This is a genomic window from Stenotrophomonas sp. (genome assembly GCF_050737575.1).
Taxonomy (GTDB): domain Bacteria; phylum Pseudomonadota; class Gammaproteobacteria; order Xanthomonadales; family Xanthomonadaceae; genus Stenotrophomonas.
On the sequence record NZ_JBOHXW010000003.1, the window covers coordinates 175767 to 188528 of the forward strand.

Here is a 12762-nt window from a genome sequence, read left to right on the forward strand (position 1 = left end):
CGTGCCACAAGACGCGGAAATTTTGTCCCAATAACCGTTGCTGCGTTACAACATTGTGATTTTGCTGGACATGTAGAGCCCGGTATCCTGCTCGGCATGCAGCCATCCCGAATCACCCTGTCCCTTCTGATTGCCATGTTGTTTCTGGCAGCGCCCCTCGCCCATGCCCGTGGCACTGTCCAGAAAGTGGATATCAAGGGGCTGGACAAGGGCAATGACGCCGCTCTCCTCGAGAACATCGAGGTCTCGCTGTCGCTGTATGACGTGATCGGCAAGGTCCAGGGCGAGTCGCGGCTGGAGTATCTGCTGTCGCAGGCCGAGCGGCAGACGCGGCAGGCGCTGGAGCCGTTTGGTTACTACAACCCGACCATCACCGTGGAGGCGCCGCGCGACGGCGACCACCTGCAGGTGGTGATCCAGGTGGACAAGGGCTCGCAGATCAAAGTGCGCAAGGAGGACGTGACCATCACCGGCCCGGCCTCGCGCGACCGCTACCTGCAGGATGATCTGGAGGCGTTCACGCCCAAGCAGGGCGAGGTGTTCGACTCGGTCAGTTACGAGGCCAGCAAGGTCACCATCACCCGGCGTCTGGCCGAGCGTGGTTACTTCGATGCCGACTTCACCCAGCGCAAGGTGGAAGTCACCCGCGCCGAGAATGCGGCCGACATCTTCCTCAGCTGGGACAGCGGCCGCCGTTACAACATGGGGCCGATCAGCTTCGAGGAGGATTACTTCCGTCCCGGCCTGTTCGACCCGCTGGTGTACTGGGAGCAGGGCAGTTATTGGCACGAAGGCAAGCTCGACCGCCTGCGCGAGTCGCTGACCAAGCTCGATTACTTCAGCGTCATCGACATCCAGCCGCACCCCGAGCAGGCCGACGAAAACGGCGAAGTGCCGGTGAACGTGAAGCTGACCAAGGCCAAGCGCACCATCTACACCGCCGGTGTCAGCTACGGCAGCGAGAGTGGCGCCGGTGTGCGCGGCGGCGTGGAGCGGCGTTACGTCAACCGCCGTGGTCACAAGCTCAATACCCAAGTGGATTACGCGCAGCGGCGCAAGAGCCTGATCACCAGTTACCGCGTGCCGGGCTTCCGTTGGCTGGACGGCTGGTACACCTACGCGGTCAGCGCCTATGACGAGCAGACCGACTACATCGACCTGCGCAACGTGAAGCTCATCGCCAGCCGCAGCGGCGAGATCAACGAGCATTGGACCGCCATCGTCTCGATGAACGCCCTGCGCGAGCGCTGGGGCTACAACTCCGGCAATACCTTCGACCGGCGGTTGTACCAGTACTCCACGCTGGTCTACCCGCAGTTGACCGGCGACTACGTGAACGTGGACGACGAGAGTTTTCCGCGCCGTGGCATCAGCGGCAACGTCACCATGCGCGGCGGCATCGAGGGCGCCGGCTCGGACACCAGTTTTGTCCAGGCCGACATGACCCTGCGCTGGTACATCCCGGTAGGCGATGCCGACCGCCTGATCCTGCGCGGCCAGGCCGGCAGCACCTGGACCAGCGATCTGGTGTCGATGCCACCCAGCCTGCGTTACTTCGCCGGCGGTGACCGCTCCATCCGTGGCTACGCCTATCGCGAAGTAGGCCCGCGCACGCCGGCCCCGGACAAGTACGCGCTGGGTGCCAAGAACGTGGTGGTGGGCTCGGCTGAGTACGAGCATTACTTCAACGGTGGCCCGTGGGGCGCGGCGGTGTTCATCGATACCGGTAGCGCCTTCGACAACACCATTGATCTGCACACCGGCGTGGGCTTCGGCGTGCGCTGGAAATCCCCGGTCGGCCCCGTGCGCATTGATATCGCGCGCGGCTTGAACAGCCCGGATTCGGCCTTCCAGCTGTACCTGAACATCGGAGCTGACCTGTGAGCCGCCGCCCCGATGACGTGACACCGGAAGCGCGCGAAGCGCGTATCGCCGAACTGCGCGCCATGCGCAAGGCGCGCCTGCGCAAGCTTGCCGTGCGCAGCGGTATCAGCATCACCGTGCTGGTGCTGTTGGGTCTGTTTGCGGTGTATTGGCTGCTGCAGACCGTGGCCGGACGTGAAGTGCTGCTGGCACAGGTAGTGGCGCGGCTGCCCGCCAATTCGTCGCTGACCTGGAGCAAGGCCGACGGCCCGCTGGCCGGCCCGCTGATCCTGCACGACCTCGACTTCCGCTACGAAGACCTGCACTTCACCGCCGCGCAGGCGTATCTGGATCCGGACATCCGCCCGCTGCTGGGCCGCAAGCTGCGCCTGGACGCGCTGCGCATCACCGACGCCACGCTGGAGCTGGGCCCGTCGGAAGACACGCCGTTCGAGTTGCCGAACTGGCCGGACGTGCTGCCCGCCATCGAGCTGCCGCTGGCCCTGCAGGCTGACACCATCGTGGTTGACGGCCTGCGCATCAGCCAGATGCAGCAACCGGTGATCGACATCACCCGCATCCGTGGCGGCCTGGAAGCGGCCGATGGCGAATTCCGCGCCACCCAGATCAAGGTCAACAGCAACCTCGGTGATTTCCGCATCGACGGCCATTACCTGCCGCGCAGCGATTACGAAACCGACCTCACCGTGCGCGCACTGATGCCGGCGCGACCGGGCCAGCCGGCCGCACGGCTGGGTTTGGTGGCGCGTGGCGATCTGGCGCATATGGAAGTGGCGCTGGCCGGCTACGCGCCCAAGCCGCTGCACGCCAGCCTGATTCTGGACGGCCGTGACAACCCGGTGTGGAACATTGCCGCGCGTTCGGAGGAACTGGATCTGGGCCAATTGGTGCCGGCACAGTTCATGGCCGAAGCGCCCGCACCGCTGGCGCTGGATTTCACCGCGCGTGGTCGCGGCGGCCAGGCGCAGCTGCAGGGCCGGGTACGCCAGGGGGAGAACGAGCTGGTGCTGGCGCCGTCCAACGTCGCCATCGACAAGCAGGTGCTGACCGTTGCACCGCTGGTGGCCGAAGTCTTCGGCGGCAGCGTGCGGTTGCAGGGCACGGCCGATTTCAGTGATGCGCAGAATCCCGGCTTCCGCTTTGCGGTGGTGGCCAACCAGCTGACCTGGACGCCGGCGCCGGATCCCACCGCGCCGGACAGCGCGCCGCCGGTGCCGATGCACCTGAAAGAAGCGCGGTTGGGCGTGGCCGGCAATCTCAAGAACTGGGCTGCGATCGGCAAGGCCGATGTCGCCCGCGACGCGCAGGACGCCAGTCTCGATTTCGACGTGCGCGGCAACGATCAGCAGGCGCGCATCGAACAACTCAAGGCGACCACGCCGGGCGGTTCACTGGACTTGACCGGCGCCGCCGCGTGGGCGCCGATCGTGAGCTGGGATGTGGACGCCACCCTGGCCAGTTTCGATCCCGGTTATTTCCTGCCGGGCTGGGAAGGCAATCTGTCCGGCACGCTGGCCTCCACCGGCAAGCAGTTGCCGTCGCCGGCCGGCACCGACGACCTGCGCTTTGAAGCCACAGTGGACGTGCCCAAGCTCAGCGGGCGTCTGCGTGGCCGCACCGTGGAAGCGCGCGCCAAGCTCGCGCTGCAGGGCACGCAGGGCGAGGGCGATGTGCGCTTGGTGGTGGGCGACAGCCGCATCGAAGCCAAGGGCAAGGTGGGCGACCGCTTGAACGTGGACGCGCAGCTGGAACCGCTGCATCTGTCCGACCTGCTGCCCGGCAGCAGCGGCAGCCTGGCCGGCACCCTGCAATTGCGCGGCACGCCAAGCCAACCGGACATCACCGCCGACCTGCGCGGCAACGGCCTGCAATGGGACGACTGGAAGGCCGGCCAGGTCAGCATCAACGGCCACCTGCCGTGGAAGGGCGACAACGGCGCGCTGCAGGTGCAAGGCAGCGCTGTTGACGTCGGCATGCTGCTGGACAGCGTGCGCGTCGATGCACGCGGCAGCGTGCAGAATCTGCAGCTGGACGCTGACACCCGCAACGAGCTGGGTGCCATCGCACTGAGCGGCAGCGTGCGTCAGGCCGGGCAGGCATGGCGCGGTGAACTGGCCTCGCTGCGGCTGGCGCCGGCCAAGGGCGCGCCGTGGCAGCTGCGGCAGCCATCGGCATTCAGCGTGCAGGGCAGCAACTTCACGCTGGGCGATGCCTGCCTGGGCTCGGACACCGGCGGCGCGTTGTGCGTGAGTGCCAACTGGCCGCGTGATGGCCTGACGCTGCGCGGTGACGCACTGCCGTTGGCGCTGGTGCAGCCGTGGTTGCCGCCGAATGAAGGCCGCCGCCTGCATCTGCGCGGCGAGGTCACGCTGGATGGCGAACTTCGCCCGCGCGGCAACGCGTTCGAGGGCGGTTTCAAAGTGGCCTCGGCCGAAGGCGGCATCCGCCTGGGCGACAACGCGCGTGGCGAGCTGGTGCGCTATGACCACTTCTCGCTCAACGTGGACCTGCTGCCCAACAGCATCAAGGGCTATCTCGGTGTCGGTTTCCAGGGCGACGGCTTCGTTGATGCCAAGGTGCAGACCGGCTGGGAGCCGGGCGCCGCGCTCAACGGCGAGCTGTACCTCAACATGTCGCGGCTGTACTGGCTGGAGTTGTTCTCGCCGGATCTGGTGCGGCCCAAGGGCCTGATTGAAGGCCATGTGAGCCTGCGCGGTACACGCGCGCAGCCGACCTTGGGCGGTGACGCCAAGCTGAGCGATTTCACCGGCGAACTGCCGGCGCTGGGGCTGACCTTGAGCGAAGGCGCGGGCAGTTTCATCGCCCAGCCCGATGGCTCGGCGCGGATCAATGCCTCGGCTAAAACCGGTGGCGAAGGCACGCTGAAAGTGGATGGCGGGCTGTCGTGGTTTGGTGATGCACAGCCGCTGCAGCTGCATATTTCCGGCGAAAAAGTGCTGCTGGCCAACACCAGCGAACTGCGCGTGGTCGCCAACCCGGATCTGAACTTCACCCTGGCCGGTACGGCGATGGAACTGCGCGGCAGCGTGCATGTGCCCGAGGCCGATCTGGATCTGGAGCGCCTGGATCGCGGCACTTCCGTGTCTGAAGATGTGGTGGTGCTGGACCCGGTAGACCCGGAAGAAGGCCCGTCCTCACCGCTGGACATGGACCTGACCGTCAGCCTCGGCGACAAGGTCAAGATGACCGGCTTCGGCCTGAAGGGTGCGTTGACCGGACGCATGCAGGTGCGTGCCCGTCCGGGCCGCGAAATGACTGCCAACGGCGGCCTGGAAGTGAGTGGTCGTTACAAGGCCTACGGCCAGGATTTGACCATCACCGACGGCCAGTTGCTGTGGAACTACGGCATCGTTTCGGACCCGCGCATCAACATCAAGGCCGAGCGTGAAATCGGTGATATCACCGCCGGTATCCACGTCACCGGCCGCGCGCAGGCGCCGAAGGTGGACGTGTGGTCGGACCCGGCAATGTCGCAATCCGAGTCGCTGGCGTATCTGGTGCTGGGCCGCAGTTTGAGCATGGCCAGCAGCGACCAGGCGCAGCAGGTCAACGCAGCATCGGCGGCGTTGTCGGCCGGCAGCGGGCTATTGGCGGCACAGGTGGGCGCCAAGTTGGGCCTGGATGATGCGGGCGTCAGCCAATCACGCGCGCTGGGCGGTTCGGTGATCGGTGTGGGCAAATACATCACGCCCAAACTCTATGTGGGCTACGGCGTTTCGCTGGTCGGCAGCGGCTCGGTGCTGACGCTGAAGTACCTGCTGCGTCGCGGCTTCGACATCGAAGTGGAATCGTCCACGGTGGAAAACCGCGGTTCGGTGAACTGGCGCACGGAGAAATAAGGCGGGCTGGCGGCCGTCATGGGAGCAGGCGCGGAGATGACCGTCCCCGCGCCTTCAGATCAACAGCGTGTCGCGATCACGCTGCGCTTCCCTTGAAGTCTGCACATCAGGCGCGCGCACGTGTGTAGTTGCGATGCGCGAGGGCAATGCCGGATACGCATGCCAGCACCAACGTCAGTCCGCCGGTCAGTTCGGCGTATGAGATGTTCATGCTGGTCGTAACGAAGGGTGCGGCCACGAACAGGCCTATCGTCAGCACGGGGGCGAGGCGGTCCAGCTTGGGTGAGTTGCGCAGCGCTCGCCGCATGATGATCCACAGTGTCGCCCCTCCCAGCATGGCACCCAGAAAACTCATCTGGGTTCGTCCGATTGCAATGGCTGCCAGCCCCAGCAAGGCAAGCAGTACCCGCGCCGGTCCAGGAGATGTCAGCCAACGCAGCAGCAGCTTCCACGGCAGCAGTCCCATGCCGAGGATCAACATGACCAACATGCCGGCAAGGCCCAGCGGCACAAGGTCGCGGGCGGGCGGCCAACCGGAGCCGGCCTTGAGATCCGCGTAGGCCTGCAGCAGGTAGGTCGCCGATGGCAGCAGCAACCAGAGTGCTATCAGGCCGAGGCTGCGCATCAGGCCGAGCAGGACGCGATTTGAGGTGAGTCGATCTTCATGGCTGACATCGCGCCAGAATTGCACCTGCTCTTCACGCAACGGCGGGCACGGCAGGGACGCGTTGCAACCACCGACGTGCTGCAGGGCGCTGCGCATCATGTGCACGTGTGCTGGATTGACCGCGCTGAGCAAGGCCTGCATGCGGTGCCATGGACGGGTCAACAGCATGCGGCATCGCCGTGTTTCGGGCAGCGACACCGGCGCGTTCTTGTCCGTTTGCAACTGCAGTGCCAAAGCAGGCTCGTTGCCTGCCTGCCATATCCAATGCTGGCGCATGCCCTCGCGCATGGACGCCAACGTATCCGGATCAACGTGCGTGCCGACTTCGTCCCAGCCGAAAGCCGTGGCGATCAGGTCGAAGTTGGCGCCGCCGATGGAGTCAGCTTCTCGGTAAAACCGACCGAGCAATGCACTGCCTGCATCCGCCTTGCCGCTCAGGGACCATAGCTCCGGGCAGGCGTGCAGCCAGCTGTCGAATTCGTTGGGAGGAAGTGTCCGGGCAGCATCGACAATGCGTTCGACCAGCGTGTCGACGTCGATGGGCTGCGGCCGCAAGGTGTCGTCCGGTGCCAGATGCGTGCGCAGGAACTCCGTCATTTCAGGCGAAGGGGCTGGGGGCTGCTCGAATGCCTGCATCACGGCGGCAGCTGCCTGCGGTACCGGAACGGCTTCGGCGTTCACGGCCGTCAACGTAGCATGGTCGTCCCGTATGTCGTTCAGATCGAAGGTCCAATGGATTCCCTCGATGTCCGTGTCTTCCTCCTGCTCGTCGGCGGAATCCTGCCGGTAGCGATGCCACTGCAACGCTGTCTGATAGGCCTCGTGCAGTCGCTGGAAGGCCTCGGGGTCATCGTCGGGACGGTTGCCGCGCAGCAGCCGGGCATAGGCTCGTTTGATCGTACGTTCGTCGGCGCCTTGTTCCAGTTCGAGTACTTCCAGCGCCCAGTTCAATACACGCCCTCCAGCTCATCCAGCACCTTGCTGAGTTCGCGGCGGTGGCGCTCTACCCGCTGCATGTCCTGGCTCTCCAGCGCTTCGCAGAACTGCAGCAGCCAGCCCTGCAACTGGTCGCGCTGATCCACGTATTCCGAATACATGCGCTCGGTGCGGGCGATCAGTGCCAGGTTTACCTGCTGCTCGCGGGGGTGAATCTTCAGTGCATCCAGCGCCTGCAAGCGCTGGCGGATCTGCTCCGGCGCGAGCACGCCGGGGTTCTGTTCCAGCACCAGTTCGTGGCGCTTGCCGGTCGCGTTCTCGGTGACTTCCACCTGCAGAATGCCGTCCACATCGTAGGTGAAGCGGGTGGTGACCGAGCGGTCACCGGTGCTGCTGGCAGACAATGGCACCTGCAGTTCGCCGAGCTTGATGTTCTTGTCCACCGTCGGGCTTTCGCCCTGGTAGACATCGATGCGCAGGAACTTCTGCTCATCACGGATGGGATGGAACGTGTCTTCGCGGCTGACCGGCACCACGCTGTTGCGCTGAATGATGGGATGGAAATAGCCCGTGCGTTCCTTGCCGTCCGGCGCCATTCGCGACACCTGCGTGCCCAGTGTGTACGGACAGACATCGGTGAGCACCACTTCGCGCAGGGAGCTGTCGCGCGATTTCATTCCTGCGGCAACCGCAGCGCCCAGCGCGATGGCCTGGTCGGGATTGATGTGGCGCAGCGGCAAGCGACCGAACATGCGGGTCACCAAGCGGCTGACCATCGGCATGCGCGCGGCGCCGCCCACCAGCACGATATCGTCCAATGCATCCGGCTTGAGTCGCGCGTCGCGGATGGCGCGCTCGATCGGCATGCGCATGCGCTGGAGCAAGGGCTCGCAGAGCTGTGCATACCGGGGTTCCTCGATCGTCCATTGCAGGTCACGTCCGGCGAGTGTGATATCGAGATTGGTTGCGCCACGGGAGCTGAGTTCACGCTTGATCTGTTCAAGACGGTGAACGAGTTGTGCGTGCTCGAAGCTGTCCAGCGCAGCTGGATCCAGGTCCGTATCCTGCTTGAAGGCCTGCACCAGTACCTGCAGGAAATCCTCGCCGCCCAGGAAATTGTCACCCGCGCTGGCGTGCACTTCGATGATGCCGTCGAACAGTTCCAGGATCGAAACGTCGAAGGTGCCGCCGCCCAGGTCCAGCACCAGGATGCGTCCTTCCTCGTCGCGCTGCTGCAGGCCATAGGCCAGCGCGGCGGCGGTCGGTTCGTTGATCAGTCGTTCGACGCGGATGCCGGCCAACTGACCAGCTGCGCGGGTTGCCTTGCGCTGCGCGTCGGAAAAATAGGCCGGCACGCTGATGACGGCTTCTTCGATCTTGTGACCGAGTGCGGCTTCGGCATCGGCCAGCAGCGAACGCAGGACCAGCGCGGACAGTTCTTCCGGACGGAAGCGGTGCTCGCCCAGCCGTGTCTCGCGTTCGGTGCCCATCCAGCGTTTGAAGTGGGCGACGCTCTCGCCGGGGTGGCTGACCAGACGGTCGCGTGCGGCCTGGCCGACCAGCACGGCACCATCGGCGATGCTGACTACCGAAGGCGTCAGCAGTTGGCCATGTGGATTCTGGAACAGCTCCGGGCCATTGGCCGTATGCAGGCCGATTGACGAATGCGTGGTGCCCAAATCTATGCCGACGATCATCCCTGACTGCCTGTTCTGGTTGGCCGTCGATTGTAGGCAAGCATCTCTGCCGCTGGAACCACGACCTTGATGTGCCGGGTAGGGATCCGTCGGCGGCATCAGGGCCGGTTGGCACTTGGCTGGTCAGCAGGCTGCAGTTGCGGCCCATCCCGGCCTGTGAACCCCAACCCCATGACCGCTGGCGGTTGCCGCACCTGACTGGCGCCGCTACTGTCCACGCCTGTTCTGTATTTCGCTGGAGATCCAATGACGCGCAAACCGCTTACCGCTGCGCTGGTGCTGGGCATGAGCCTGGCTGCTGCCGCCAACGCCAACGAGGGCATGTGGATGCCCACGCAGTTGCCGGAGTTGGCAAAAACGCTGAAGGAGGCCGGCTTCAACGGTGATCCGAAAGAACTGGCCGATGTCACCGCGCCACCGTTGAGCGCGGTGGTGCGGGTTGGCGGTGGCACCGGCGCGTTCGTGTCGGGCGATGGCTTGCTGCTGACCAATCACCACGTGGCGTACGGCGTGATCCAGTACAACGCCAGCAAGGAACAGGACACCATCAACGAGGGCTTCATCGCCCAGGGTCGCGCCGATGAGCGCGCGGCCAATCCGGATTACCGGGTGCTGGTGACGGTGGGTTTCGACAAGGTCACCGATGACGTGCTCAAGGACGCACGCGGCAAGACCGGTCGTGCGTATTACGACGCCGTGGAAAACGCACGCAAGCGTATCGTCGCTGACTGCGAAGCCGAAGGCGGCGTGCGTTGCTCGGTGGCCAACATGTATTACGGCACCGACTTTTACCGCATCCGCCAGTTGGAACTGACCGACATTCGTCTGGTGTACGCACCGCCGCGCGCGATCGGCAACTACGGCGACGAAATCGACAATTTCATGTGGCCGCGCCACACCGGTGACTTCACCCTGCTGCGCGCCTACGTGGGCAAGGACGGCAAGCCGGCGCCGTACAACAAGGACAACGTTCCGTATCAGCCGCCGGCACATTTGAAGATGGCAGCGGATGGTCCGAAGGAAGGCGATTACGCGATGTTGGCCGGTTACCCGGGCACCACGTATCGCCTGCGTACCGCCGCTGAATTCGGCAACCAGATCGACACCGTGCTGCCGCGCCGCGTTGACGTGTTCCAGCAGTTGATCGACACCATCGAAGCGGTCGGCAAGACCAACGCCGATGCACGCACGCGTTACGCCTCGCAGCTGCAGTCGTTGAAGAACAACCGCAAGCGCGCGGCCGGTGAACTGGAAGGCCTGCTGCGCAGCGATGCCAAGGCCCAGCGTGCGCAGGACGAGCAGGCCATGCTGGCTGCCACCGACAGCAAGTACAAAGCCGATATCGATGCTTTGTTCGCCTCGCTGGCCGCGGATCGTGAAGTGGGCAACAGCGAGTTCCTGGTGACGTTGTTGTCCAGCCAGACCCAGCTGCTGCGTTCGGCCATGTTGCTGGAACGGCTGCGCATTGAATCGGCCAAGCCCGACGCGGCGCGTGAAAGCGGCTACCAGCAGCGCGACCAGGCGTTGATCGAAGGCGTGCTCAAGCAGGTGCAGCGTCGTTACGACCCGACGGTGGAAAAAGCGATTGTCACCGCGCTGCTCACCCGTTATCAGCAACTGCCCGACGCGCAGCGCAATGCGCAGTACGACACGCTGTTCGGGCGCACGCCGGCGCAGCTGGCCACGCGTCTGGATGCGTTGTACGCACAGACCAAACTGGGCGACGAAGCACAGCGCCTGTCGCGCTTTGAAAGCGCACGCACCGGGGGCGCCATCGAGAGCGATCCACTGGCGACAGTAGCCGCGGCCCTGGTGGTCGCGCAGCTCGATGCCGAACGTCAAAGCAAGGAGCGCGAGGGCGAGCAACTGCGTCTGCGTCCGTCCTACATGCAGGCACTGTTCGATTGGCGAGCGAAGCAGGGCCGCGCGGTATACCCGGATGCCAACAGCACGTTGCGCATCAGCTACGGCAAGGTGGAAGCGCTGCATCCGCGCGATGCGGTGAGCTATTCGCCGGTTACCACCGTGGCCGGCATCGTCGAGAAGAACACCAACACGGTGCCGTTCGACGCGCCCAAGCCGTTGCTGGCGGCGATTGCCAAGGGTGATTTCGGCAGCACTGCCGATCCAGTGCTGAAGACGCAGACGGTCAACTTCCTGACCAACCTGGACACCACTGGTGGCAACTCCGGTTCGCCGGTGCTCAATGCACGCGGTGAATTGATTGGCCTGAATTTCGATTCCAACTGGGAATCGGTGAGCGCCAGTTGGTGGTTCGACCCGCGTTACAAGCGCGCGGTGCATGTGGACATGCGTTACCTGCGCTGGCTGCTGGCCAAGGTCTACCCGGCACCGGAACTGCTGAAAGAAATGGGCGTACCGGCGGAGTAACACCGGCACCGTGTTGCCCTTGTCGAGCATTGCTCGGCAAGGGCATTGCCGAGACGTTCCCGCACACCTGCCGCAACGGCAGTGCTGAGCCATGTTCGGCATGAGGCGTGACCGCGCAAGTTTCAATGAAACAACGCGCCGCTTTGCGCAATGCACAGGCCTCTTCGGCAGATTCCAACGCACCCGTCGAACCTGTAATGCCAGCTACACACGGCATAAGGCGTTATGCGCGCACGCTGCAACGAAACATGACTCCATCGCGCGCAACCTCGCGTGCGGCAGCGTATCGGCGGCAGTTCACAAAAAATGCGAGACCTCGATCACGCGTTGAAACGAAGGCGTGTTCAGGCGTTTCTTAACCGCTGTAAGAAAGCTCTTTAAGAATTGCCTCAGTAACTGACATTACGGTGGGCTAATATTCCCCTATATTGGGCAGGGTCATGTGCCTCACAGCGGGGAAATTGTGTGGTAACGCAACAATTGGACAACGTGTCAGCGGCTGCTGACGATGCTTTGGCGCGGGCGTTGGCGCCGCTACGCGTATGGATAGTCGGCAACCTGGATGTGGTGTTACCGCTACAGCGCTACGGCGCACAGGTACATGCAATGGACAGCATTACGGCGTTGTACCGTGAGCTCGCCATCGTTCCGTGCGACGTGGTGTTGATCGACACCGCGCTGGTGGACGAAGACCTTTCCACCACTGTGGAACACCTGCGCCGTCGTGATGACCTGGGCGTGGTGTTGCTGGTGGATGCAGCAACCCCGCAGCGCGTTGCAGAAGGCCTGTGGGCCGGCGCCGATGCCTGCCTGGCACACCGGCCGGAAGTGGAACTGCTCGCCGCCAAGCTGTACAGCCTGCGTCGCCGCCTGCCGGGTGAGCCGGCACAGGTGATCGAGGCCGCAGTGGCCGGCGAAACATCGGCCGCGTGGGAGCTGGAATCGGGTGGCTGGAACCTGCGCGCGCCCAGCGGCCAAGTTCTCGCTTTGACCGAGGCTGAGCGTGCATTCCTCTCGCTTTTGTTCTCATCACCTGATGAGACGATTGGCCGTGACCGGCTGATCGCGGCCTTGACCGAGCAGCCGTGGAGCTTTGATCCGCATAGGATTGAGGTGCTGGTGCACCGTCTGCGGAACCGGGTGCGAAGCGTCACCCGTTGTACCCTGCCGATCCGCGCAGTTCGCGGTTCGGGCTACCGGCTGACGCTGTAGTTCACACTTTTGTGTTCACCTATGAGTCACGTTTGTAAAAGCGGCGCATCGTCACATTCGTGAATTAAAGGGAATGAAAATTCCGTTAAATCAAGGCGATAGCGGATAAATCCGG

Annotated in this window: 6 protein-coding genes; 4 read left to right on the top strand and 2 right to left on the bottom strand. The window is 64.2% G+C overall.

The annotated features are described in order from the left end of the window. Positions 1-96: 96 nt before the first annotated feature. Positions 97-1884 (top strand): autotransporter assembly complex protein TamA, encoded by a 1788-nt coding sequence (locus ACREP4_RS07105; RefSeq protein ID WP_431595476.1) that lies wholly within the window; start codon positions 97-99, stop codon positions 1882-1884. A 62-nt stretch (positions 1885-1946) separates the two neighbouring features. Beyond that, the gene (locus ACREP4_RS07110) at positions 1947-5744 is read left to right on the top strand and encodes a translocation/assembly module TamB domain-containing protein (RefSeq protein ID WP_431595753.1); all 3798 of its coding nucleotides are present in this window, start codon (positions 1947-1949) and stop codon (positions 5742-5744) included. 106 nt (positions 5745-5850) lie between these two features. Here the strand turns inward: ACREP4_RS07110 and ACREP4_RS07115 are convergent, their stop codons facing one another. Next, positions 5851-7362: a hypothetical protein gene (locus ACREP4_RS07115; RefSeq protein WP_431595477.1), complete on the bottom strand. Its 1512-nt coding sequence runs from the start codon at positions 7360-7362 to the stop codon at positions 5851-5853. Continuing rightward, a complete protein-coding gene (locus ACREP4_RS07120) occupies positions 7359-9044 on the bottom strand; it encodes an Hsp70 family protein (RefSeq protein WP_431595478.1) in 1686 nt (561 codons plus the stop codon). Before ACREP4_RS07120 ends, ACREP4_RS07115 begins: the two co-directional genes overlap by 4 nt. 246 nt (positions 9045-9290) lie before the next feature. Between ACREP4_RS07120 and ACREP4_RS07125 the strand changes: the two genes are divergently transcribed. Both ACREP4_RS07125 and ACREP4_RS07130 read left to right on the top strand, forming a co-directional pair. Further along, positions 9291-11435, top strand: coding sequence for a S46 family peptidase (locus tag ACREP4_RS07125; protein WP_431595479.1), 2145 nt, complete (start codon positions 9291-9293; stop codon positions 11433-11435). Between the two features lie 465 nt (positions 11436-11900). Beyond that, positions 11901-12647, top strand: coding sequence for a winged helix-turn-helix domain-containing protein (locus ACREP4_RS07130; RefSeq protein WP_431595480.1), 747 nt, complete (start codon positions 11901-11903; stop codon positions 12645-12647). Positions 12648-12762 lie beyond the last annotated feature (115 nt).